Genomic DNA, 23572 nt, shown 5'->3' with positions numbered 1-23572 from the left:
TCAGCCCGCCGGGGGCGTCGCGGGCGGTGCGACCGCGTCCATCGGCTGTGTGCTCACCAGCTCGGGTTTCGCGGCCGCTCCCGCGCCGTGGAGCCTCGCGACGAACATCGGCTGGATCAGCGCGTGGTCCCCGGCGCGGATCTGCTGCCTGCCCTTCACCCCGTCGAAGCTCCAGCCCTCCAGGGCCTTCACCATGGCGGCGGTGTCGGTGGCACTGCCCTCCTCGACGGCCCGCACGACCATCTGCGCGGCCGTGAAACCGTCGGTGCTGAACAGGTCGGGGGTGCCGCCCGCCTTCCGCACGCCGTCCAGCATGGCCTTCTCCACGGCGTTGCCGCCGCCCGCACCGGGGAAGTAGTGCGCGAGGAACGACACCTTCTCACCGGCCGCCCCGAAGACCGGGTACGACGCCGTCCCGGCCAGGCCGGTGACGACCTTGCCCGCACTCAGCACGCCCTGCTGGTCCAGCGCGGTCCACAGGGCCGGGGCGGTCGCGCCGGCCCAGGCGACGAAGACCAGGTCGGGGCCGCCCGCCTTGACCTGCCGGGCGAACGGCGTCAGGTCGGTGGCACCGGGCGGCGCCAGGACGGAGCCCACCGTCGCCCCCTCGGCTCCCAGTACCGCCTTGACGGCGGCGACGTTGGCCTGGCCGAAGGTGGAGTCCTGAGCGAGGACCGTGACCTTCCTGCCCTTCGGGTCCCCGAGCATGGTGCCCGCGGTGAGGATGTCCTGGTACGACTGCCTGCCGGACCGGAAGGTGTACGTGTTGATGCCCGTCACCGCGTCGGTGGCGGCCGGGCCGTTGACGTACAGGACCTTGTTCTGGGCGGCCAGCGGCGCCATCTGGAGCGCGACCCCGGAGTCGGTGGTGCCGGCCAGCACCTTGTACCCCTTGCCGATCAGGTCCTTCGCGGCGGAGACCGCCTTGCCCGGGTCACCCGCGTCGTCCTGCTCGGTCACCTCGATCGGATGGCCGCCCGCCTCGCCGGTGCCCTTCGTCGCGTGGTCGAGGCCCGCCATGAAGCCGTCGCGGTACTGCTTCCCGTACGCGGCCAGCAGTCCCGTGCGGGAGTAGACGAGGCCCACCTTCACGGCCTCCTCCCCGTCCTTTCCGGAGTCCGCCTCGCCGCCCGCCTGTCCGGCGGCGGTGCATCCCGCCAGGAGGAGGCCGGCGGCGCCGAGCGCGGCCGCTGTCAACGTTCTTCTCTGTACGGTGCCTACGGCTCTGCGACGCATGGTGACCGGCTCCTCGGCAGGGTTCGCGTGATGTCGGCCGAACCGTACGAACACCGTGGCGCCGTCGACATGGTGCAGGGAACCCCACCTGGGCGGGCGGCGGTGTGGGCACCGCACATGGGCACGTCTCAGCCCGTGTCCGCCGCCGTGTCGATCAGCCGGCACACCGTCTCGATGTCCCGCTTCACCTGTGCGACGGACTCCCGCCCCGACAGCCAGGTGATCAGGGCCGAGTGCCAGGTGTGCTCGATGACGCGGACCACGGACAGCTGGTCCGGGGTGGGGTCCGCCACCCCCATCGCGTCCAGGACGATGGCCGTCGTCAGCCGGGACACGGCGTCGACCTCGCCACTCACCCCGCGGTCGGCGAAGGTCAGGGCCCGCACCATGGCGTCCGCCAGGTGGGGATCGCGCTGGAGCGCCCGGAAGGCCAGCATCAGCGTTCCGGCCACCCGCTCGGCGGCGTCGTCCCCGGCGGGCGGCTGTCTGCGCAGCGTGACGTGCAGGCGCTGGAGCTGGTCCTGCATGATCGCCACCAGCAGATGGACCTTGGAGGGGAAGTACCGGTAGAGCGTGCCCAGGGCGACCCCGGCGGCATCCGCCACCTCGCGCATCTGCACCGCCTCGAAACCGCCCCGCCCGGCGAGCTGGGCACCGGCCCGCAGGATGCCGCGACGGCGGGCCTCCTGGCGCTCCGTCAGGGGAGCCGCCGCCGGCCTGGCTTCCGCTGTCATCTGTCCCCGTCCAGAAAGGAGGAACCGGTTCCCTGCCCGCCGGGCGCCGCTCTCCGGGCGCGCACGGCCTGCCAGGGCGTCCGTCGTGGCGCGAATCACCTGATCCGGCCGTCACGCCGACGCTACCTGCCGGTAGATTCGGTGCGTGTTGAACGAACGAGTCTGAAACTTGTTCTAGATTAGCGCGACCGGTTACGCTCCGGCGAAAACGCAGTGAGAAGGGGGCCGAGTGTGACCGCTGAGGCCATAGAGTCGGGCCCCCTCGCGGGCGGCAGCACGTCGGACACCGACGGTGACCGGCCGTTGCGCATCGCGCTCCTGACCTACAAGGGCAACCCCTTCTGCGGTGGCCAGGGCGTCTACGTCCGCCACCTCGGCCGCGAGCTGGCACGGCTGGGCCACAGCGTCGAAGTGATCGGCGCGCAGCCCTACCCCGTCCTCGACGAGGGCGTCCCGCTCACGGAGCTGCCGAGCCTCGACCTCTACCGCCAGCCCGACCCGTTCCGCACCCCGGGGCGCGGCGAGTACCGCGACTGGATCGACCTCGCCGAGGTCGCCACCATGTGGACCGGCGGTTTCCCCGAGCCGCTCACCTTCAGCCTGCGGGCGCGGCGTCACCTCCTCGCCAGGCGGGGCGACTTCGACGTCGTGCACGACAACCAGACGCTCGGCTACGGACTGCTCGGGGACCTCGGCGCACCCCTCGTCACCACGATCCACCACCCGATCACCGTCGACCGGCAACTGGACCTGGACGCGGCGGACTCGGTACGCCGCAGGCTCTCCGTGCGCCGCTGGTACGGCTTCACCCGCATGCAGAAGCGCGTGGCCCGCCGCCTGCCGTCCGTCCTCACCGTCTCCGGATCGTCGCAGCAGGAGATCACCGAGCACCTCGGGGTGCCCCGGGACCGTGTCCACGTCGTGCACATCGGGGCGGACACCGGCCTCTGGTCGCCGGACCCCTCCGTCGCCGAGATCCCCGGCCGGATCGTCACGACCTCCAGCGCCGACGTCCCGCTCAAGGGCCTCGTCCACCTCGTGGAGGCCCTGGCCAAGCTCCGTACCGAGAACCCCGCCGCGCACCTCGTGGTGGTCGGCAAACGGGCCGAGCGCGGCCCCGTCGCCCAGGCCATCGAGCGCTACGGGCTCCAGGACGCCGTGGAGTTCGTCAAGGGCATCAGCGACGCCGAACTCGTCGACCTGGTCCGCAGCGCCCAGGTCGCCTGCGTCCCCTCGCTGTACGAGGGCTTCTCGCTGCCCGCCGCCGAGGCCATGGCGACCGGCACCCCGCTGGTGGCGACCACCGGCGGCGCCATCCCGGAGGTCGCGGGGCCCGACGGGGAGACCTGCCTCGCCGTGCCGCCCGGTGAGGCGGGCGCGCTGGCCGCCGCTCTCGGCCGGCTCCTCGGCGACCGCGAGCTGCGCGCCCGCCTCGGCCTGGCGGGCCGGGCCCGGGTGCTGGCCAACTTCACCTGGGCCAAGGCCGCCGTCGGCACCGTCGAGCTGTACCGTCAGTCGATCGCAGCCCGGGGAGCCCGCAGGTGAACACCCCCGTGGCCCCCGGAACCCGTACCTCCGACCTCGAAGGCAGGCCCCCGTGCTGACCGTCGACTTCACCCGCTTCCCGCTCGCCGCCGGCGACCGGGTGCTCGATCTGGGCTGCGGCGCCGGCCGGCACGCCTTCGAGTGCTACCGGCGCGGCGCCCAGGTGGTGGCCCTCGACCGGAACGGCGAGGAGATCCGCGAGGTCGCGAAGTGGTTCGCCGCGATGAAGGAGGCCGGTGAGGCGCCCGCCGGCGCGACCGCCACCGCGATGGAGGGCGACGCGCTCAACCTGCCGTTCCCCGACGCCGCCTTCGACGTCGTGATCATCTCCGAGGTGATGGAGCACATCCCCGACGACAAGGGCGTCCTCGCCGAGATGGTCCGCGTGCTGAGGCCCGGCGGCCGGATCGCGATCACGGTGCCCCGCTACGGCCCCGAGAAGGTCTGCTGGACCCTCTCCGACGCGTACCACGAGGTCGAGGGCGGCCACATCCGCATCTACAAGGCCGACGAACTCCTCGGCAGGATCCGGGAAGCCGGGCTCAAGCCCTACGGCACCCACCACGCGCACGCTCTGCACAGTCCGTACTGGTGGCTGAAGTGCGCCTTCGGCGTCGACAACGAGAAGGCGCTCCCGGTGCGGGCGTACCACAAGCTGCTGGTCTGGGACATCATGAAGAAGCCGCTGGCCACCCGGGTCGCCGAGCAGCTGCTGAACCCGGTCGTCGGCAAGAGCTTCGTGGCGTACGCGACCAAGCCGCACCTGCCCGGGACCGAGGCGTGAGCACGCCGGAGCAGACGGAGCACCTCGTCCTGCCGGGCGTCCTCACCGCCGAGCAGGCGGCCGAGACCGTCGCCGCCCTGCTCGCCGCGCAGTGCGAGGACGGGGCACTGCCCTGGTTCCGCGGCCACCACCTCGACCCGTGGGACCACACCGAGGCGGCCATGGCGCTCGACGCGGCCGGTGAGCACGAGGCCGCCGCCCGCGCCTACGCGTGGCTGGCCCGCCACCAGAACGAGGACGGTTCCTGGTACGCCGCCTACGACGACGGCGACCCGGGCAGGCCGACCGACCTGGGGCGCGAGACGAACTTCTGCGCCTACGTGGCCGTCGGCGTCTGGCACCACTACCTCGCCACCGGCGACGACGCGTTCGTCGACCGCATGTGGCCGACGGTCTACGCCGCGATCGAGTTCGTGCTGGGACTCCAGCAGCCCGGCGGCCAGATCGGCTGGAAGCGCGAACCCGACGGCACCGCCGTCACCGACGCCCTGCTGACCGGCTGCTCCTCCGTGTACCAGGCGCTGCGCTGCGCCCTGGCACTGGCGGAACAGCGCGAGGAGGCCCAGCCGGACTGGGAGCTCGCGGCCGGCGCGCTCGGCCATGCCATCCGCAGCCACCCGGAGCGCTTCCTGGACAAGAGCCGCTACTCGATGGACTGGTACTACCCGGTCCTCGGCGGCGCGCTCACCGGACCCGCCGCGACACGGCGCATCGAGGAGGGCTGGGACAGCTTCGTGGTCCCCGGCCTCGGCGTGCGCTGCGTACTCCCCAACCCCTGGGTCACCGGCGGCGAGAGCTGCGAACTGGCCCTGGCGCTCTGGGTGACGGGCGAGTCGGACCGCGCCCTGGAGATCCTGCAGTCCGTCCAGCACCTGCGGGCCGACGGCGGCCTCTACTGGACCGGTTACGTCTTCGAGGGCGAGCGGGCCATATGGCCGGAGGAACTGACCACCTGGACGGCGGGCTCCCTGCTTCTCGCGGTGGCCGCGCTCGGGGGGGACGAGGCGACCACCGCGGTCTTCAGCGGTGAACGGCTGCCGACGGGACTGGAACCCGACTGCTGCCGTGAGGAACCGGCCCGCTAGAAGCGGCGGACCCGGCCGGCCACGGCGTGACCGATGAACAGGTAGACGACTGCGGCCAGACCGTAGCCCGTGACGACGCGCGCCCACGCTTCGTCGAAGGTGAACAGGTCGTACGACCAGTCGGCCAGCCAGTGGGCCGAGTCCTGCACCCACTGGACGAGGTCGTTGCCCCGGTTGGCGTCGAGCAGGTACATCAGGATCCACAGAATGATGATGAAGGCCATGATGTCCGCGACGACGGCTATGACGCGTGCGGCGGTACTGCTTCCTGTGCCTGTTCTGGGAGACATGCTCTCCGGATTGCCGCTCTGCCGTGACTGAAACCCGTACGGCGCGCGCCGGGTGGCGGACCGTCCGGGCCGGCCGTCCGACGGAAGTGGCCCCCGCCCTGGAAGGGCGGGGGCCACTCGTGCGCGGGGGGCTCAGCCGCGCTGGATGCCCGTGGTGTCCTGGAGGACGCCACGACGGCCGTCCTGCGTCTGGGCGATGAGCCCGGGACCACGCTGCTCGACCGCGAGGTACCACGTACCGGGCGCGAGCTCGGCGATCGGGTTGGGCGCGCCGTCCTCGCCGTACAGCGGGCGGGCCACCGGCACGGCGAACCAGAAGGGGGTGAAGTCGCCGGCGGGCGCCCCACCGCCCTGCGGAGCCTGCTGCGCGCCCTGCTGGTGGTGCTCCGGCTGACCGGGCCCCGGCTGGCCGGGCTGGGCACCGTACGGCTGGGGCTGGCCGGGCTGGGCGCCGAACTGCTGGCCACCGGGGTAGCCGTAGCCCTGGCCGGGCTGCTGGCCGTAGGCCGGCTGCACGGCCTGCGCCGGGCGCGGTGCGCCCATGAGCGGGGCCTTGAGCGCGGGGACCAGCGGAGTGGCCACGGCGCCGCCGGCCAGCACGAGGGCCGCCAGCAGTCCGAGGATCAGGCCGGCGCCGGCGTCACCGGCGTCGATGATCGTCCAGAACATGGTCCACAGGGAGAACACCGTGAACGCGGCGCCGAACTGGCCGAGTTCGAAACCGGCGACCTTGCGCCCCGGCATCGCGCGGCTGAGGATCAGCAGCGCGGCGCCGATGATGCCGGCCAGGTAGATGCCCATCAGGACGGACAGGGAGTCCCAGGCGTTCGCGCTGTAGCCCGAGCAGTCCACGCCCGAGGGGCAGTCGTAACCGGAGAGGTCGAGGAAAGAGGCGATGAACAGCACGACCGCTGCTCCGATCACCACGCCGTCGCCTCGAGTGAGGGAGCGGATATTCACGTGAAGGTCCTTAGTCGGTCGTCTCGTCGGGGCGGTCGTCGATGCCGCCTGAACGGCGGGTACGGCGCGAAGCTCGGGGGCGGCTCCCCATCGTACGGATGAATCTATCGTCTGCCCGGGCGGGTTGTGATGCTGCCCGGACCTCGGACCGGTCATCCCCCCGAAGTCACCACCATCACCGCAGAACTACCTCTTCAGATAGCTGCTGACGCCGTCGGCGATACCGAGAGCCGCCTTCTGGCGCCAACTCCCGCTGGTGAGCAGGGCGGCGTCCGCCGGATCACGCATATTGCCGCATTCGACGAACACTTTGGGGACGGTCGACAGATTCAGTCCGCCGAGATCGTCACGGGTGTCCAGCCCGGTGCCGCCGCCGATGTAATTGGAAGGGGCGCTTCCGGTAACGCGTACGAAATTCCCGGCAATGCGTTCTCCCAGTTCACGCGAAGGGGCCACGATCTCCGCGGTGTCCGCGCCGCTTCCGTCCACCACCGCGGGGAGAATGACGTGGAATCCACGGTTCCCGGTCGCCGAACCGTCCGCGTGGACCGAGACGACCGCGTCGGCGCGTGCCTCGTTGCCGATCCGCGCGCGCTCGTCGACGCACGGGCCGAAGGGGCGGTCGTCGTCCTGGGTGAGGACCACCCTCGCGCCCCGCTCCTCCAGCAGCGCACGCAGCCGGCGGGAGACGTCGAGGGTGAACAGGGCCTCCGCGTAACCGGATTCGGTGGCGGTGCCCGTGGTGTCGCACTCCTTGCGCCCCGTACCGATGTCCACCTTGCTGTTGATCTCCCGGGTGTGGTCGCGGTTCCCCGGGTTGTGCCCGGGGTCGATCACCACCGTGCGGCCCGAGAGCGGCCCCCGGGGCGGGGGCTTCACGGACGAGGCCCCGGCCGACGGCGACGCCGGGGCCGACGCGGACGCCGGTCCGGCACCGGGCCCCGGCCCGTCGTCCGCGCAGCCCGCAGCGGTCAGGCAGACGCCGGCCAGCGCCGCCGCGGCGAACACGGAACGGCGGCGCGGACCCGGGCGCGGTGTGGGGGGAGCGAGGTCTTCTTGGCGCACGGCGCGATGCTATCCGTGGCCCTCAGGCTCCCGGCCCCGTACGCCGCAGGACGCGCAAGGAGTCCGTCACCGCGATCTCGGTGAACGCCCCCGAGGCCAGGGCGCGTCGGTGGACGCGGTACGGGGCCTGGCCGCCGTCCGCCGGGTCGGGGAACACGTCGTGGATGACCAGCAGGCCGCCGTCGGCCACCTTCGGCGCCCAGCCCTCGTAGTCGCCGTTCGCGTGCTCGTCGGTGTGCCCGCCGTCGATGAAGACCAGACCGAGCGCCCCGCCCCACACGGCGGCGACCTGCGGGGAACGCCCGACGAGGGCCACCACGTGCTCCTCCAGGCCCGCCCGGTGCAGGGTGCGCCGGAAGGTGGGCAACGTGTCCATCAGGCCGGTCTCCGGGTCCACCACCGACGGGTCGTGGTACTCCCACCCCGGCTGCTGCTCCTCGCTGCCCCGGTGGTGGTCGACGGTCAGCGCCGTCACCCCGGCCGCCCGGGCGGCGTCCGCCAGCAGGATCGTGGACCGCCCGCAGTACGTGCCGACCTCCAGGAGCGGCAGGCCCAGGGTGCCGGCCTCCACGGCGGCGGCGTAGAGGGCGAGCCCCTCGTGGACCGGCATGAAGCCCTTGGCGGCCTCGAAGGCCGCGAGAACCTCCGGCACGGGACGGGCGGCGGACTCGGCGGCCACGGGGTTCCTCCTGGCGGGGCGGTGGATCGGACGGCGTCCCATCGTGCCGTACGCCCCCGCACCCGGGAGCGGCGGGGGCGCGCGGCACGCCCCCGCACCCGGCTACGGCGCGGGGGACCGGCGCTCCGGCGCACCGGCCGGCGCCGCGGCGGGGGCGGATCCCGCGGCCTCGGCCGCGGCCAGGGCGTCGCCCGCGCTGCTGGCCAGCAGCACCGGGCGGGCCGGCCGCTGGGCCGGGAGGAACGAGGCCAGCACGAGGCCGATCAGCACCGCCCCCGTCGCGATCACGAACGAGGTACGGAAGCCCTCCATGGTGGGAACGTCCACCGGCCCCGTCCTGACCGAGGTGTTCGCCAGCACCATCCCGATCACCGCGCTCGACAACGACGTGCCGATCGAGCGCATCAGGGTGTTCAGACCGTTGGCCGCACCCGTCTCGGAGGCGTCGACCGCCCCGATGATCAGAGCGGGCAGCGAGGAGTAGGCGAGCCCGATCCCCGCCCCGAGCACCACGGCGATCACCACGGTCTGCCAGGCGGCGCTCATCAGGCCGAGCCCCGCGCCGTAACCGACGGCGATGACGAGCATCCCGAGGATCAGTGTGGTCTTGGGGCCGCGGCGGGCGGAGAGCCGGGCGTACAGCGGGGCGACGAACATCATGGTCAGACCCAGCGGCGCCACGCACAGCCCGGCCACCACCATGGACTGCCCCAGGCCGTAGCCCGTCGCCTCGGGAAGCTGGAGCAGTTGCGGCAGGACCAGTGAGACGGCGTAGAAGGCCACCCCGACCATGATCGAGACCAGGTTGGTGAGGAGCACCTCACGGCGGGCGCTGGTACGCAGATCGACCAGCGGCGCGGGGGAGCGCAGCTCGAACAGGCCCCACAGCACGAGGATCACCAGGGACGCGGCGATCAGCCCGAGCGTCAGGGGGGAGGTCCAGCCCCAGTCGCTGCCCTTGGTGACGGGCAGGAGCAGGCAGACCAGGCCGAGGGAGAGTCCCAGCGCGCCGACGAGGTCGAAGCGTCCCGGTGCGCGGAGCGGGGGTTCCGGAACCACGAGGACCGTCAGGGCCATGGCCAGCACCCCCAGCGCGGCCGAAGCGAGGAAGAGGGCGTGCCAGTCGGCGTGCTGGGCGACGAGCGCGGCGGCGGGCAGCGCCAGACCGCCGCCCACGCCTATGGAGGAACTCATCAGGGCCATGGCCGAGCCGAGCCTCTCGCGCGGCAGCACGTCGCGCATGATGCCGATCCCCAGCGGAATCGCCCCCATGGCGAAACCCTGGAGCGCGCGCCCGACGATCATGATCACGAGGTCGTCGGTGGAGGCGCAGACCAGGGAGCCGAAGACCATCACGGCGAGACTGGCGAGCAGCATCCGCCGCTTGCCGTACAGATCACCGAGCCGTCCCATGATCGGGGTCGCGACGGCCCCGGCGAGCAGGGTGGCGGTCATCACCCACGTCGCGTTCGCCGGGTCGGTGGCGAGGAGGGACGGCAGATCCTTGATGACGGGGACGAGCAGGGTCTGCATCACCGCGACGGTGATCCCCGCGAACGCGAGTACGGGAACGACTCCGCCGCCCTTGCCACCGCGCGGGTCCGGAAGTCCGAGCTCCCCGGCTCGCGGTCCGTTCGTCGTCCGTTGCATACGTGTGGCCTCCGGGCAGGGGGTGGTGCGGGACATGGAGCGGGCGGGCATGCGGCGGCGCGCCGACGGCAGCGCCGGCCGCCAAGTATGTGCACGCTGAACCTTCTGCGTGCCCGCGATATTCCTGTCACGTGCGTGCCCGCGGTGTTCCGGTCGCGCCGCGCGGGACGCGCGCAGCCGGCCGGTCCCGCACCGAGGGACGCGGAGTCCTCCGGAATCCCCGGGGGACCGGCCGATGTACGGGGCACGGATGGCCTGCGATTATGACGCCCATGGTTGACGCCCTCCCGCCCACGCGGCCTCCCGCCCGATCGAGAACCCGTACGTGGGCCGTGGTCGCGGCCGCCTGCACCGGCCAGTTCCTGGTCGTCCTCGACGTCTCCGTCGTCAACGTGGCCCTGCCCTCCATGCGCACCGACCTGGGCCTGAGCGGACCCGGACTGCAGTGGGTCGTCAACGCCTACTCGATCGCCTTCGCCGGCTTCATGCTGCTCGGCGGGCGGGCCGCCGACATATACGGCCGCAAGCGCATGTTCCTGACCGGGCTCGGCCTCTTCACCGCGGCCTCGCTCGCCGGCGGGTTCGCGCAGGAGGGCTGGCAGCTCCTGGCCGCCCGCGCCGGACAGGGACTCGGCGCGGCCGTGCTGTCCCCCGCGACGCTCACCATCCTCACCGCCGCCGTCCCCGAGGGCCACGCGCGGACCCGGGCGATCGGCACCTGGATGGCGGTCGGCGCGGGCGGCGGCGCGGCCGGCGGACTGATCGGAGGGGTGCTCACCGACGTGCTCTCCTGGCGCTGGGTCCTGCTCATCAACGTGCCGGTCGGCGTCCTCGTCATCGCCGGCGCAGCGGTGTGGCTGGCCGAGGGCCGGGCGGGCGACCGGCGCCGCGTGGACCTGCTGGGCGCGGTGCTCGTCACGGCGGGCCTGGCGACGACCGCGTACGGCATCGTGCAGACCGAGGCGGCCGGCTGGACCGGCGCCGCCACCCTGGTGCCCCTGCTGGGCGGCCCGGCACTGCTCGGCGTGTTCGTCCTCGTGGAGGCCCGGGCGGCCGCGCCGCTGATGCCGCTGCGGGTGCTCGGGGTGCGCGCGGTCTCGGCGGCCAACGTGTCGATGCTGCTGCTCGGATCGGCGACCTTCGGCATGTGGTACTTCATGACGGTCTACGCCCAGAACGTGCTGGGCTACACACCGCTGGAAGCCGGATTCGCGCTCGTGCCGAGCTCCGCGGCCGTCTTCGCCGGCGCGAAGGCCGCGCCCGCGATCATGGCGCGGGCAGGCGCCAAACCGCTGGCCGTGACGGGTGCTCTGGTCGCCGCCGCCGGGTTCGGATGGCAGTCCACGATGGGCGTGCACGGCTCCTACCTCACTGCGGTCTGCCTGCCCGGCGTCCTGATGATGGCGGGGGCCGGCCTTGCCTCCACCCCGCTGGCCACGCTCGCCACCTCCGGAGCCGCCCCCGGCGACGCCGGACTCGTCTCCGGACTGGTCAACACCTCCCGGACGATGGGTGGTGCGCTGGGGCTCGCCTTGCTCTCCACGGTCGCGGCGGCCCGCACCGGGGGCTCGGAGGACGCGGCACAGATCACCGCGGGATACGCCCTGGCCTTCCGCACGTCCGCCGTGGTGCTGGTGGCGGGGGCCGTGCTCATGCTGTTCTGGCTGCCGGGAGCCCGGGCGACGGACGGGCGGGGACGTCCGGACACGCGGGCCGGGGGCCGGGGGACAGGGGCCGGGGACGAGCCCGCGCCCGCGCCCGCGCTGCGCTGCCGGGACACCGCCTGAGAGCTGTCCCGCTCCTTTCCGGTGGGTCAGCGTGCGGCGTCAGCTGCGGTGCGTCGCAAGGCGGAGGGACGTCCGCACGCCGGATGTATCCGGGCGTTCTGACAACACGGCGAGGTGCCGTAGCTGTCGTCGTGCGCCCGCCGGGGACTGCGGGGCAGGCCTTGGAGGACCGGGTCCGAGTTCAGCCGGGCGGGGTGCGCCCGACCAGAGGCGCCTGCCCCAGCGGGACGGGCGTGGGCGCGGCGGGAGCCGGCGTCGCCCTGCCGCTCCCGACGGCCGGGTGCGGCTCGTCCGCCGGAGCTTCCAGCAGCGCCACCGCGCAGGGAGCCCCCTCCAGCGCGTACGGCAGGTGCAGCACTCCCTCGCGGGTCCAGAAGCCGCTGCCGGCCAGCCACCCCCCGGGCGCCGCGACCTGGTGGAGCCGGCGCCCCGCCGGACGCCACAGCCCCACCCAGCTGCCCGCCGCGCCGTCGACCCGCAGCGCCACCGCGCAGCTCTCGGGCATCAGCATCTGTCCCGGCTGTACGGCGAACGGCGTCAACCTCTCGTCCGGTGTGCGCAGGCACTCCGGGAACCGCACCGGGAGGCAGCTGCCGAGCACGCCCCAGCCGAGCCGGTCACTGCCGGGCGCGTCCGACCGGACCAGCAGCAGGCCGCTGTCGGCATCCGCCAGCAGCAGGCGGTCGTTGCTCTCCGGCGCGATCTGCAGCAGGGGGGTCACCTCGCCGCCGCGCCCGAGGTCCACGACGACCGCCTTCACCGGGCCGCCGCCGGGCATCCGCCGGTCCAGGGCGAGGAGCCGGCCCTCGCGGTCGAGCCAGACACCACCCGAACAGTGTCCCGGCACATCCGCGACCTGCTCGGGGCCGTAGGCGCCACCCGCCACCCGCCAGACACCGGTGGAGCGCGCGCCGGCCAGCAGGGCGTAGGCACTCGAGCCGTCCGGGGACGGGGGGAGGAGGGCGAGTTCCGAGCTGTCGAGGGCCCCCAGGAAGATCTCGCCCGTGCCGGGTCCGGTCGGATAGAGCAACGAGAACGTGTGCCGGCCGGCTGCCACCAGGCGCCGGATCAGGACCCGCCCGTCGGAGAGGGGCAGGACGTCGGAGCCGGCGTCCTCCGGCTGGTCGAGGGGGAGGGGCACGGCGTAGGGCTCGGGGCCGTCCAGTGTCCAGCGCTCGGGGAACCAGGCCGGCTCCGCCGTCCCGTCGGCCGCGGTGAGCCGCGCCGCGTACGCATGGCCGGCGGCGATGGTGAGGACGGGCGGCACGGCGCGTGAGGGGGCGTCGACCGTGAGGGCGGGCGGGAGGGGAGGCGCCGAGGGCCGGGGACCGTCCGCTGCGGCCGTCCGTACGGAGGACGCGGACGCCGCGGCGGATGCCGGCAGGGCGGACGGAGCGGACACAGCGGGCGGCAGGGCGGACGCCGAGGGCGGCACGGCCGGTACCGGCCGTGCCGAGGGCATCGGCGGCACGGGACCGGGTGCGCCCGGGCCGGGGGACGCGGGAGGCCACACGGCGGCCGGCGTCGCGGTGGGGCCGCCGCGCGGAGCCACGGACGGGACGAGCCCGCCCGTGGGCGGACTCCCGTGCGGGACGGCCGGCGTCGCGGCACCGGCCGGGCCGGCACCGCTCTCGGACGCTCCCGCCGGGCCGGGACCCGTGCCCCTGGGGGGCGTTCCCGCCGGGCCCTGGCCGGCCGCCCCCGCTCTGACGGGATCCGCGCCCTCGTCCGACGCCCCCGCGACGCGGGGTTTCACGGGCTCGCCCGGCCCGTCGGGCTCCGCCGGCCCGGATACGGGTTCGGCCGCTGCGGCAGTCCTCGTGACTCCGGCGGTCTTGTCCTCGATGGCACAGGCAGTCATGGTCCGGTCACCTCCGGCAACCGAAGCTAGGTATCGCACTCCCCGCCGGACAACACGTGCCACGTCACTTCACACATAAGGGTGCCGATGTCCCGATTTCCCTGCGGGGGCAGGGGGCGGTGTGCTGCCGCATCTCCGCGCGCTTAAGGTGAGCCTTCCCTAAGAATTTCCTGTGTACGTTCCGAACTGGAGCAGAACATGTCCTTCAGACGCCGCGGCACCGCCGCGATCGGCCTCGCGGTCGCCGCCGCCCTCTCGCTCTCGGCGTGCGGCGGCGACGGCACGGCGGGCGGCACGGCGGGTGACGGCGCCGGCGGCGACAAGAAGGCGGCCGTCGCCACGGGAGGCAAGGACTTCGCCGCCGCGGCGAAGAAGACCGCGGAGTACGGGACCGACGCCGAAGCCGGCGAATTCCCCCGCACGGTCACCCACGCCATGGGCAGCACCGAGATCGCGGCCGCCCCCGAGCGGGTCGTCGTGCTGGACGTCGGCGAGTTCGACAACGTCGTCTCGCTCGGCGTGAAGCCCGTCGGCTACGCGCCCTCCGAGGGGGACGAGGCCATTCCGTCGTACCTGGAGAAGGACGCGGGCAACCCGGTGAGCGTCGGGACGATCAACAGCCTCAACCTCGAGGCGATCGCGGGCCTGAAGCCGGACCTGATCCTCGGCAGCCAGCTGCGCGCCGCGGACATGTACGACGAGCTCTCCGAGATAGCGCCCACCGTGTTCTCCATCCGTCCCGGCTTCACCTGGAAGGAGAACTACCTCCTCAACGCCGCCGCCCTCGACAGGACGGCGAAGGCGGAGACCGAGCTCGCCGCCTACGAGGCGAAGGCGGACAAGCTGGGCGAGGACATCGGCCCGGACAAGCCGACCGTCTCCATGGTCCGGTACATGCCGGACAAGATCCGCCTCTACGCCAAGGCCTCCTTCATCGGCACGATCCTCCAGGACGTCGGCCTGCCGCGGCCCGCCAACCAGCAGATCGACGATCTGGCCGTCGAGATCAGCTCCGAGAACATGGACCAGGCGGCCGCCGACTGGATCTTCACCGGGGTCTACGGCGACGCGAAGGCCACGAAGCGCGACACCGCCCGCGCCAACCCGCTGTGGAAGAACCTCGCCGCCGTGAAGGCAGGCCAGGCCCAGGACGTCCCCGACGAAACGTGGTACCTCGGTCTCGGCGTCACCTCCGCGAACCTGGTCCTCGACGACCTCCGCGCCGACCTCGCCGGGTAACGATTCGCACCGGCCGCCGTTCCCGCTGCACGGGCCCCGGCGGCCAGGGGCGGCGGGGCACGGCGGACAGGTAGCCTTTCCTCCGTGCCCCGTCTGTCTGAAGTCATCGCCGAGCTCGACGCCCTCTGGCCGCCCGAGCGGGCCGAAGGATGGGACGCCGTCGGCACGGTCTGCGGCGACCCGGAGGCCGGGATCGACCGGGTCCTCTTCGCCGTCGACCCCGTCCGCCAGGTCGCCGACGAGGCGCGGAGCCTCGGCGCCCAGCTGATCGTCACCCACCACCCCCTCTATCTGCGCGGTACGACGACGGTCGCGGCATCCACCTTCAAGGGCCGGGTGGTGCACGGACTCATCAAGCACGACATCGCCCTGCACGTCGCACACACCAACGCCGACACCGCCGACCCCGGCGTCTCCGACGCCCTCGCCGGCGCCCTGGACCTGCGCGTCACCGGCCCCCTGGTGCCGGACCCCACGGACGCGGGCGGACGCCGCGGACTCGGCCGGATCTGCGAACTCGACCACCCGGAGACCCTCCGCGACTTCGCCGCCCGAGCCGCCGCCAGGCTGCCCGCCACCGCGCAGGGCGTCCGGCTCGCCGGTGACCCGGACGCGCTCGTGCGCCGGGTCGCGGTGAGCGGCGGCTCCGGCGACAGCCTCTTCGACGCCGTACGCGCCGCGGGCGTGGACGCCTTCCTCACGGCGGACCTGCGCCACCACCCGGCCTCCGAGGCCGTCCAGCACTCACCGCTCGGCCTCGTCGATGCCGCGCACTGGGCCACCGAGTGGCCCTGGTGCGAGCAGGCCGCCGCGCAGCTCGACGCGATTTCCGACCGCCACGGATGGGACCTGAGGGTCCACGTCTCGAAGCAGGTCACCGACCCCTGGACCACCCACCACTCTTCTGGAGCCCCCAACTGAACGCCGCGCCCGCCGACCAGATCCGACTCCTCGAAGTCCAGGCACTCGACGTACGTCTGTCGCAGCTCTCCCACAAGCGCAACTCGCTTCCCGAGCACGCCGAGCTCGACTCGCTCAACAGCGACCTCGCGCAGCTGCGCGACCTGCTCGTCGCCTCGCAGACCGAGGAGAGCGACACCACCCGCGAGCAGGCCAAGGCGGAGCAGGACGTCGACCAGGTGCGTCAGCGCGCCGTCCGTGACCAGCAGCGGCTCGACTCCGGCGCGGTCTCCTCGCCGAAGGACCTGGAGAGCCTCCAGCGGGAGATCGTCTCGCTGGCCAAGCGCCAGGGTGACCTGGAGGACGTCGTCCTGGAGATCATGGAGCGCCGCGAGTCCGCCCAGGAGCGCGTCGCCGAGCTGACCGAGCGCGTCAGCGCGGTGCAGGCCAAGGTCGACGACGCGACCGCCCGCCGGGACGCCGCCACCCAGGAGCTCGAGGCCGAGGCCGCCACCGTGGCCAAGGACCGTGAGGTCGTCGCGGGCGCCGTCCCCGCCGACCTGCTCAAGCTGTACGACAAGCTCCGCGCCCAGCAGGGCGGCGTCGGCGCCGCCCGGCTCTACCAGCGCCGCTGCGAGGGCTGCCGCCTCGAGCTGAACATCACCGAGGTCAACGACGTGAAGGCGGCGTCCCCCGACACCGTGCTGCGCTGCGAGAACTGCCACCGCATCCTGGTGCGCACCGCGGACTCGGGCCTGTAGTGTCCGCTCCCCGCAAGCTGGTCGTCGAGGCCGACGGCGGTTCCCGGGGCAACCCGGGGCCCGCCGGCTACGGCGCGGTCGTCCTCGACCCCCTCGACGCGGGGACGCTCGCCGAGGCCGCCGAGTACATCGGGGTCGCGACGAACAACGTCGCGGAGTACAGGGGCCTGATCGCCGGCCTGAAGGCGGTGAAGGAGCTGTTCCCGGACACGCCCGTCGAGGTGCGTGTCCGGATGGACTCCAAGCTGGTGGTCGAGCAGATGTCGGGCCGCTGGAAGATCAAGCACCCTGACATGAAGCCGCTCGCCGCGGAGGCCGCGAGCATCCTCCCCGCCGGCTCGGTGACGTACGAGTGGATTCCGCGCGCGGAGAACAAGCACGCCGACCGGCTCGCCAACGAGGCGATGGACGCGGGCAGGCGGGGCGAGCGGTGGGACCGGACGTCCTCGACGGCCGAGCTGGACACACCGCGCCCACCGGCCGGCTCCGAGCCGTCCCCGGCGGGGCCGCCCGGCGACGCGGTGGCGGGCGCGGCGAAGGTCCGCGCGGCCATGGCCGCCGCCCGCCCGGCCGCCGTGGCCCCGCAGCCGGCCCTGTCGGCGTCCCCGCAGGTGGGCTGGGGGACCGCACCCGACCTGGGCGCGCCCGCCACCTTCGTGCTGCTCCGGCACGGCGAGACGGCCCTCACCCCCGAGAAGCGTTTCTCCGGGAGCGGCGGCAGTGACCCCGAGCTGTCGGAGACGGGCCGGCACCAGGCAGCCCGCGCGGCGGAAGCGTTCGCCGCCCAGGGCGCGGTCCAGGAGATCGTGACCTCCCCGCTGCGCCGCTGCCGTGAGACCGCCGCCGCCGTGGCCGAGCGGCTCGGCCTGGGGGTGAGCGTCGACGAAGGCCTGCGTGAGACCGACTTCGGCGCCTGGGAGGGGCTCACCTTCGCCGAGGTCAGGGAGCGGTACGGCTCCGACCTCACGGCCTGGCTCGCGTCACCCGACGCGGCGCCCACGGGCGGAGGCGAGAGTTTCGCCGAGGTGGCGGAACGGGTCGCGGCTGCCCGCGACCGGCTGATCGCCCGTCACGCGGGCCGCACCGTACTGCTGGTCACGCACGTCACCCCGGTCAAGACGCTGGTCCGGCTTGCGCTGGGCGCCCCCCCGGAGTCGCTGTTCCGGATGGAGCTCTCGCCCGCCTCCGTCTCGACGGTGGCGTACTACGCGGACGGGAACCCGTCGCTGAGACTCCTCAACGACACCTCGCACCTGCGGTAGCGGGCCGCGGTGACCTGGTCCACGGGACTCCTCGGCTTCCTCGCCGGACTGCTGATATCGGTGGCGACCGCGCCGGTGGGAGTCTCCGGCGCGGTGTTCCTGCTGCCGGTCCAGATCAGTGTCCTGGGTGTGCCCAGCCCCGCGGTGACGCCCACCAACCTCCTGTACAACGTGGTGTCGTGCCCGGGAGCGCTCCTGCGCTACCGCAGCAGCGGCCGGCTGCGCGGTCCGCTGACCCGGCTGCTCGTGGCGGGCGCGGTACCGGGTGTGGTGACCGGCGCGGTGATCCGGGTCTTCGCCGTGCCCGGCCCGACGGTCTTCCGGGCGTTCATCGCCGTCCTGCTGTTCCCGCTGGGAGCCTGGCTGTGCGCCCGCACGCTGCGCCCGGCCCGGCGCACGGCCGACGCCGCGCCGCCTTCGCCCCGGGCCACCACCGCCCTCGCCCTGGCCGTCGGTGTCGCGGGCGGTGTCTACGGCATCGGCGGCGGCTCCCTGCTCGGCCCGATCCTGGTGGGCCGCGGGGTGCCCGTCGCCAAGGTGGCTCCGGCCGCGCTCGCCTGCACCTTCGTCACGTCCCTCGCGGGGGCGGGCGCGTACGCGCTGCTGTCCCTCACGGCCACCGGCGACATCGCGCCCGACTGGGCACTCGGCCTGGCCTGCGGCCTCGGCGGGCTCTGCGGCGGCTACCTCGGGGCCCGGCTCCAGCCGCGCCTCCCCGAGACGGCGCTGCGGCTCCTGCTGGGCGTCCTCGCCCTGGGCATCGGCCTGTTGTACGCGGTCCAGGCGGCGGCCTGAACCCGCCGGCGGCTCAGCCCCGGCCGAGCGCGGACGCCTCGGCGGCCAGCCGCTCCACGCGCTCCCAGTCCTTCGCCGCCACCGCGTCACCGGGCACCATCCAGCTGCCGCCCACGCAGCCGACGTTGGGAAGGGCGAGGTACGACGGCGCCGACGCGAGCGAGATGCCGCCCGTCGGGCAGAAGCGGGCCCGGGGGAGAGGGGAGGACAGGGCCTTCAGATAGGCGGTGCCGCCCGCGGCCTCGGCGGGGAAGAACTTCATCTCCGTGATCCCGCGCTCCAGCAGCGCGACCACCTCGGACGTGGTCGACACGCCGGGCAGGAACGGCACGCCCGACGCCGTCATCGCGTCCAGCAGGGCATCCGTCCAGCCCGGGCTGACCAGGAAGCGCGCTCCCGCCGCGACGGTCTCCGTCACATGCGCGGGGGAGATCACGGTGCCGGCGCCCACCACGGCGCCGGGCACCTCCGACGCGATCGCCCGGATCGCGTCGAGGGCCGCGGCGGTCCGCAGGGTGACCTCGATCGCGGGGAGCCCGCCGGCGACGAGCGCGCGGGCCAGTGGCACCGCGTCGGCGGCGTCCTCCAGCACGACGACGGGGACGACAGGGGCGAGGTCCAGCACGGAGGCGGACACGGGGGCGGGTGCGGAGGAGGTCATGGGCTCATCCTGCCGCGAGAACCGCACCGTGCGCAACGCGCGTTGCGCAGGATGCAACGCGCAACGCCCTGTCCTTCCGGTCAGTGGATCTCGGTGACCACCACGTCGAGCGCCCACGGCCGGCCCGCTCGCGCGGGAGCCTGCGCCTCCACCGCGTGACCGAGGTCGCGCAGCACCTCCACCAGCTGCGCGGGGCCCTTCGGCCGCGCCCCCGCCAGCAGCAGGTCGCGAACCATCCGCCCCTTGGTCGCCTTGTTGAAGTGGCTGACCACGGAGCGCTTCTCCACCCCGTCCACCATCTGCGACTGGAGCACCCGCACGCTCGCCGTGCGCTCCGCGACCTCGCCGGAGGGCTTCCACGCCCCGGCGTACGCCGACGAGCGCAGGTCCAGGACCAGGCCCTCCCCTGCCGCCTCCGGCATGACCGAGGCCATCGGAGCGCGCCAGTAGGCGTTCAGGGCACCCAGGCCCGGCAGCCTGACACCCATCGAGCAGCGGTACGAGGGAATCCGGTCGCCCACCCGCACCGCGCCCCACAGTCCGGAGAAGACCAGCAGCGACTTCGAGGCCCGCCGCTTCGCCGCCGCGTCCAGCGTGGCCAGACCGAGGGCGTCGTACAGGACCCCGGTGTAGATCTCACCGGCGGGCCGGGTCCCGGCCGTGCGGAGCTCCGCGTTCTTCGCGACCTCGCCCCGCAGCCCCTCGCTCAGGCCGAGCACCTGCCGGGCCTTCTCCTCGTCGGCCAGGCAGAGCTCGACCAGCTCGTCGAGGACCGCGGCCCGGGCGTCGGCGAGTCCGGGCAGGGACAGGGACTCCGGCTTGAGCGGTGCCCCGCGCCCCGAGGCGGCCTTACCTTCGGAGGGCGGCAACAGCACGAGCACGGGGATCTCCTTCATACGCGGCACACGGGGCCCCTCGCCGACGGGAGCCCCCGGCAAGGGTACGGGCAGGCCGGCCCCCCGCGGCCCGGCCGGAAGGCGCGGGGGGCCGGGCACGCCCCCGCCCCCCGCCCGGTGGCCCTCGCCCCGCCGCAGGCCTCGCCCCCCTGCCCGGGAGCAGGGCCGGCCAGGGCCCCGGCGACCGGCTTGTCCGCATCTCGTACGATCACGTCTTCGGCTACGGACTGCGTACCGACTCCGTACCAGGGAAGGTCTCACGCGTGAGTGACCTCGCCACCGCCCCCGCCGCCGGCAGGCCCCGGCAGATCATCGCCGCCGCGCGCTCCCTCCTGGAGGCCGACGGCCCCGAAGCGCTCACCATGCGACGGCTCGCGGACCGGGTGGGAGTCAAGGCGCCGTCCCTCTACAAGCACTTCCCGGACAAGTCGTCCGTGGTGGCGGCGCTCGCCTCCGAGATGCTCCGGGAGACCGCCGGGGTCCTGGCGGCCGCCGAGGCGGCGGCCCCGGGGTCCTTCTCCGCACTCGCCACCGCGTACCGCACCTACGCCCTGGCCCACCCGCACCTCTACCTCCTCACCATGGGGCGCACCCTCCCCGCCGCGGGAGCGGCGGACGCCGCAGCCGCCCCGCTGTTCCGTGCCGCCGGGGGTGACGAGGACCGCGCACGGGCTGCCTGGGCCTTCGCCCACGGCATGGTGGTCCTGGAACTCAACGGCCGCTTCCCCCCGGGTGCCGACCTCTCGGCGGCCTGGGAGGCGGGCATCGCGGCCTTCGCCGCCGGTCCCGCCGGGTAGCATGGTCACCACGGCAGACGAGCCGGGCGGACGGCCGCGTGAGGATCCCCGGATCCTCCCGAGGAACGTCCGGGCTCCACAGGGCAGGGTGATGGCTAACGGCCACCCGGGGTGACCCGCGGGACAGTGCCACAGAGAACAGACCGCCGGGGACCTCGGTCCCCGGTAAGGGTGAAACGGTGGTGTAAGAGACCACCAGCGCCTGGGGCGACCCAGGCGGCTAGGTAAACCCCACCCGGAGCAAGGTCAAGAGGGAGCACCCCGGTGCTCCTGCGCGAACGTCCGAGGGCTGCCCGCCCGAGTTCGCGGGTAGACCGCACGAGACCGGCAGCAATGCCGGTCCTAGATGGATGGCCGTCTCCCCGGCCGCCGCGAGGCGACCGGGCGACAGAACCCGGCGTACAGCCCGACTCGTCTGCCGCTCCACGTGCGGCTCCGCCTCCCTGAGGCTCTCCGGCCTCCCCACCGTGGCGCGGCGCCCCGCAGGGGAGCGCGACGGCGACCGGCGGCGCGACGCACTGCTCCAGGACGCGGACCGCTCACCCTGACTGCCCGGGACCGCGGGTGCGCGGCCCCCGCCGGGCAGCACCGCACACACTGACGCCCTGACCTGACGTCGCCGGCTCCGGTCGCGCGCCGGGCGCGGGCCCGGTGACTGCTCGGCGCCCCCTTCGGGACGCCGTCGGCCGTCCGGCCCGGCGAGCCTTTCCGGCCAGTCGGTGGCCTCCCGCTGCCAGCGCCGGCGCCGCCGCGTCCGGGCCGTGCGCCGTGGTGGCGGCGCCCTCCTCCACGTCACGTCCTGACGGCCGGAAGGTTCCGGCCAGAGCGTGATCGAATACTTCCCGGTATGCGGAGGGAGGTTGATCACTTGTGTTCGAAACCCGATAGGCTCCTTTGCGGCGCGGCGAGTTGACTCGAACTCACTCGGCCGCCGCCGCGCTGCCCGCTCGGCATGTGCGGCGCCGCCCACCCCCCGTTCGATTGTGTTGCTCTCGAAGGATGCAGATGGAACTTGCCACTCCACCACCAGCGGCACGTGCACCCGTCGCCTGGTACGGCTGGTGGCTGATGCCGCTGGCCTTAGGAGCCGGAACCGTCGCCACCGCAGTGGCGGGACCCGAACAGGTCCAGATACCCGCGACCTTCGCGGGGGCCGCGGTCACCGTCGCCGGCGCGGCATGCGTACGGCTTCTCGTCCGGACCCGTACCCGGCTCCGCCGTCTGGACGACGACTTCCGCTCGGCTCAGGCCGAGCACTCCCAGCAGCGGTACGCGGACGTGCGGGGCAGGGAGCAGAGATTCGCGGAAGAGCGCTCCGCCCTGGAGGCGCAGCTGCGCGAGCAGACAGCGGCCTTCGAGGCCCGGCTCGCGGAGCACGCGCAGGCGTACGAGGCCGGCATCGCCGCGCGTGCCCGCGTGACGGAGGAGCGGTTCGCGCTCCAGCAGGCCGCTGTCGCCAGGCTCGGTGACAGCCACCTCCCCGAAGCGCTCGACCGGCTGAGGGACGGCGAGGCCATCGACGACATCCTGGCCGAGGTCGGCCAGGAGGCCGACGTGAGCCCGGAATCGCGCGCCGCGCTGCGCAAGGTCATGCGGACCGCGCTGCTCGGTGTCGAGGAAGAGCTGAATCGTTCCACCTCCGCGGAGCAGGCCGTGGTCGGCATCGGCAGCCGGATCCACGTGCTGACGGGCCGGCTGCGCGGCCGGCTGCACGAGATGCAGGGCGAACACGGACGGCTCCCCGCTGTGGCCCAGGGCCTCATGGAGCTGGACCAGGAGATCGGTCCCGCCGACTGTCTCGCCGCCAGCATCGGCGTACTCGGTGGTTCGGACCGGCCCGGACGTCAGTGGCAGGAGCCGCAGCGACTGCTCAGCGTGGTCCGGGGCGGCATCGGGCGGATCAAGGACTTCAACCGCGTCCAGGTCCGTCATCTGCCCGAACTCGGCGTGGACGGCGGTCTGGTGGACCACCTCACCCTGATCTTCGCCCACCTCCTGGACAACGCGGCGCGCTACTCACCGCCCACCGAGCCCGTGGTCGTCTCCGGCAAGGAGGTGCCCAACGGCGTCGGCATCGAGATCCAGGACGCGGGCAAGGGCCTGAGCGACGAGCGCAAGCGCGAGGCGGAGCAGTCCATCGCGGGTACCTCGAAGGGCCCGGGCCTCGGAGGCATCTCGGAGGACGCCAACCTCGGCCTGCGCGTGGTGGGGGCCCTCGCGCGCCGCTACGGCATCCGGGTCACCTTCGCGGACTCCCCGTGGCTCGGCACCTCCGTGGTCGTGGTCGTCCCCCACAAGTACTTCAGCCATCTGCCCGCCCCCGTCACCGAGCCGGCCAGGCCCGCTGTGGAGAGGTCCGGGCCGGCCCGGACCGCCGTGCCCGTGGAAAGCGCCGAAGGCACCGAGGCCATGGACACCACGCCCGGCGGTCTGCCGCGCCGCAGGAGCAGGCGGGACGCCGCGCCGGCCGCCCGGCCGGGCGCCGCCGCCCGTCCGGCCGAGTCCATGGCGGCCGTGCCGCCGGACGCGTCGTTCGCCGGCCTCGCCGCCTTCGCCACGGCGGGGCGGGGGGGCGCCCCCCCCGG

The 23572-nt window shown here is 73.7% G+C and carries 21 protein-coding genes and 1 other RNA gene; 12 read left to right on the top strand and 10 right to left on the bottom strand.

From position 1 onward, the window contains the following. Complete coding sequence (locus ACHFIV_RS24810) at nt 1-1236, bottom strand: substrate-binding domain-containing protein (RefSeq protein WP_398973067.1); 1236 nt, start codon at nt 1234-1236, stop codon at nt 1-3. A gap of 128 nt (nt 1237-1364) precedes the next feature. Then, nucleotides 1365-1970: a TetR family transcriptional regulator gene (locus ACHFIV_RS24805; protein ID WP_398973065.1), complete on the bottom strand. Its 606-nt coding sequence runs from the start codon at nt 1968-1970 to the stop codon at nt 1365-1367. A gap of 231 nt (nt 1971-2201) precedes the next feature. On the opposite strand from ACHFIV_RS24805, the gene ACHFIV_RS24800 reads away from it, so the two are divergent. From ACHFIV_RS24800 to ACHFIV_RS24790, 3 genes are read left to right on the top strand one after another with little or no spacing between them, the layout of a single operon-like run. Continuing rightward, entirely contained in the window at nt 2202-3515 is a 1314-nt protein-coding gene (locus ACHFIV_RS24800; RefSeq protein WP_398973062.1) for a glycosyltransferase family 4 protein, read from the top strand. A gap of 52 nt (nt 3516-3567) precedes the next feature. Further along, nucleotides 3568-4299, top strand: coding sequence for a class I SAM-dependent methyltransferase (locus ACHFIV_RS24795; protein ID WP_398973060.1), 732 nt, complete (start codon nt 3568-3570; stop codon nt 4297-4299). Next, the gene (locus ACHFIV_RS24790) at nt 4296-5384 is read left to right on the top strand and encodes a prenyltransferase (RefSeq protein WP_398973057.1); all 1089 of its coding nucleotides are present in this window, start codon (nt 4296-4298) and stop codon (nt 5382-5384) included. The genes ACHFIV_RS24795 and ACHFIV_RS24790 overlap by 4 nt, the downstream gene beginning before the upstream one ends. Here ACHFIV_RS24790 and ACHFIV_RS24785 read toward each other — a convergent pair. The 5 genes from ACHFIV_RS24785 to ACHFIV_RS24765 form a co-directional block, all read right to left on the bottom strand. Next, nucleotides 5381-5674, bottom strand: a complete 294-nt coding sequence (locus tag ACHFIV_RS24785) for a hypothetical protein (protein WP_398973055.1) — start codon at nt 5672-5674, stop codon at nt 5381-5383. The two genes, ACHFIV_RS24790 and ACHFIV_RS24785, sit on opposite strands and share 4 nt — an antisense overlap. A gap of 132 nt (nt 5675-5806) precedes the next feature. Further along, nucleotides 5807-6634 carry a hypothetical protein gene (locus ACHFIV_RS24780; RefSeq protein WP_398973054.1) on the bottom strand — a complete coding sequence of 276 codons (828 nt, stop codon included), beginning with the start codon at nt 6632-6634 and terminating at the stop codon, nt 5807-5809. Nucleotides 6635-6820: 186 nt separating this feature from the next. After that, entirely contained in the window at nt 6821-7699 is an 879-nt protein-coding gene (locus ACHFIV_RS24775; protein WP_398973051.1) for an N-acetylmuramoyl-L-alanine amidase, read from the bottom strand. A 22-nt stretch (nt 7700-7721) separates the two neighbouring features. Continuing rightward, nucleotides 7722-8378, bottom strand: a complete 657-nt coding sequence (locus ACHFIV_RS24770) for a class I SAM-dependent methyltransferase (protein ID WP_398973049.1) — start codon at nt 8376-8378, stop codon at nt 7722-7724. A gap of 102 nt (nt 8379-8480) precedes the next feature. Beyond that, nucleotides 8481-10028 (bottom strand): MFS transporter, encoded by a 1548-nt coding sequence (locus ACHFIV_RS24765; RefSeq protein WP_398973047.1) that lies wholly within the window; start codon nt 10026-10028, stop codon nt 8481-8483. 272 nt (nt 10029-10300) lie between these two features. On the opposite strand from ACHFIV_RS24765, the gene ACHFIV_RS24760 reads away from it, so the two are divergent. After that, complete coding sequence (locus ACHFIV_RS24760) at nt 10301-11815, top strand: MFS transporter (protein WP_398973045.1); 1515 nt, start codon at nt 10301-10303, stop codon at nt 11813-11815. 181 nt (nt 11816-11996) lie between these two features. Here ACHFIV_RS24760 and ACHFIV_RS24755 read toward each other — a convergent pair whose 3' ends face one another. After that, entirely contained in the window at nt 11997-13277 is a 1281-nt protein-coding gene (locus ACHFIV_RS24755; RefSeq protein WP_398973042.1) for a hypothetical protein, read from the bottom strand. A 597-nt stretch (nt 13278-13874) separates the two neighbouring features. On the opposite strand from ACHFIV_RS24755, the gene ACHFIV_RS24750 reads away from it, so the two are divergent. From ACHFIV_RS24750 to ACHFIV_RS24730, 5 genes are all read left to right on the top strand, one after another. Further along, nucleotides 13875-14915: an ABC transporter substrate-binding protein gene (locus ACHFIV_RS24750; RefSeq protein WP_398973039.1), complete on the top strand. Its 1041-nt coding sequence runs from the start codon at nt 13875-13877 to the stop codon at nt 14913-14915. 84 nt (nt 14916-14999) lie between these two features. Beyond that, a complete protein-coding gene (locus ACHFIV_RS24745) occupies nt 15000-15836 on the top strand; it encodes a Nif3-like dinuclear metal center hexameric protein (RefSeq protein WP_398973037.1) in 837 nt (278 codons plus the stop codon). After that, a complete protein-coding gene (locus ACHFIV_RS24740) occupies nt 15833-16576 on the top strand; it encodes a zinc ribbon domain-containing protein (protein WP_398973572.1) in 744 nt (247 codons plus the stop codon). Before ACHFIV_RS24745 ends, ACHFIV_RS24740 begins: the two co-directional genes overlap by 4 nt. Next, on the top strand, nt 16576-17838 hold the full coding sequence (locus tag ACHFIV_RS24735; protein ID WP_398973035.1) for a bifunctional RNase H/acid phosphatase: 1263 nt from the start codon (nt 16576-16578) through the stop codon (nt 17836-17838). Before ACHFIV_RS24740 ends, ACHFIV_RS24735 begins: the two co-directional genes overlap by 1 nt. A 9-nt stretch (nt 17839-17847) precedes the next feature. Then, nucleotides 17848-18633 (top strand): TSUP family transporter, encoded by a 786-nt coding sequence (locus tag ACHFIV_RS24730; RefSeq protein WP_398973033.1) that lies wholly within the window; start codon nt 17848-17850, stop codon nt 18631-18633. Nucleotides 18634-18646: 13 nt separating this feature from the next. Here ACHFIV_RS24730 and eda read toward each other — a convergent pair whose 3' ends face one another. Next, on the bottom strand, nt 18647-19294 hold the full coding sequence (gene eda / locus ACHFIV_RS24725) for a bifunctional 4-hydroxy-2-oxoglutarate aldolase/2-dehydro-3-deoxy-phosphogluconate aldolase (protein WP_398973031.1): 648 nt from the start codon (nt 19292-19294) through the stop codon (nt 18647-18649). 80 nt (nt 19295-19374) lie between these two features. Next, entirely contained in the window at nt 19375-20175 is an 801-nt protein-coding gene (yaaA, locus tag ACHFIV_RS24720; protein ID WP_398973570.1) for a peroxide stress protein YaaA, read from the bottom strand. 278 nt (nt 20176-20453) lie between these two features. Between yaaA and ACHFIV_RS24715 the strand changes: the two genes are divergently transcribed. The 3 genes from ACHFIV_RS24715 to ACHFIV_RS24705 form a co-directional block, all read left to right on the top strand. Next, on the top strand, nt 20454-20987 hold the full coding sequence (locus ACHFIV_RS24715) for a TetR/AcrR family transcriptional regulator (protein ID WP_398973028.1): 534 nt from the start codon (nt 20454-20456) through the stop codon (nt 20985-20987). A gap of 18 nt (nt 20988-21005) precedes the next feature. Further along, an RNA gene (gene rnpB, locus ACHFIV_RS24710) (RNase P RNA component class A) lies at nt 21006-21405 on the top strand. A 587-nt stretch (nt 21406-21992) separates the two neighbouring features. Continuing rightward, a partial coding sequence (locus ACHFIV_RS24705; RefSeq protein WP_398973026.1) for a sensor histidine kinase occupies nt 21993-23572 on the top strand: 1580 nt, incomplete at its 3' end.

This window comes from Streptomyces sp. ALB3 (assembly GCF_044385685.1).
Classification (GTDB): Bacteria; Actinomycetota; Actinomycetes; order Streptomycetales; family Streptomycetaceae; genus Streptomyces.
Note: the sequence above shows the minus strand (reverse complement) of the source record. Positions and strands in the feature narration are given on the sequence as shown.

What these genes read in the sequence shown, in the direction of transcription:
- ACHFIV_RS24810 (WP_398973067.1), bottom strand. Translation starts at nt 1,236, where the DNA reads ATGCGTCGCAGAGCCGTAGGCACCGTACAGAGAAGAACGTTGACAGCG.
- ACHFIV_RS24805 (WP_398973065.1), bottom strand. Translation starts at nt 1,970, where the DNA reads ATGACAGCGGAAGCCAGGCCGGCGGCGGCTCCCCTGACGGAGCGCCAG.
- ACHFIV_RS24785 (WP_398973055.1), bottom strand. Translation starts at nt 5,674, where the DNA reads ATGTCTCCCAGAACAGGCACAGGAAGCAGTACCGCCGCACGCGTCATA.
- ACHFIV_RS24765 (WP_398973047.1), bottom strand. Translation starts at nt 10,028, where the DNA reads ATGCAACGGACGACGAACGGACCGCGAGCCGGGGAGCTCGGACTTCCG.
- ACHFIV_RS24760 (WP_398973045.1), top strand. Translation starts at nt 10,301, where the DNA reads ATGGTTGACGCCCTCCCGCCCACGCGGCCTCCCGCCCGATCGAGAACC.
- ACHFIV_RS24755 (WP_398973042.1), bottom strand. Translation starts at nt 13,277, where the DNA reads ATGCCCTCGGCACGGCCGGTACCGGCCGTGCCGCCCTCGGCGTCCGCC.
- ACHFIV_RS24750 (WP_398973039.1), top strand. Translation starts at nt 13,875, where the DNA reads ATGTCCTTCAGACGCCGCGGCACCGCCGCGATCGGCCTCGCGGTCGCC.
- eda (WP_398973031.1), bottom strand. Translation starts at nt 19,294, where the DNA reads ATGACCTCCTCCGCACCCGCCCCCGTGTCCGCCTCCGTGCTGGACCTC.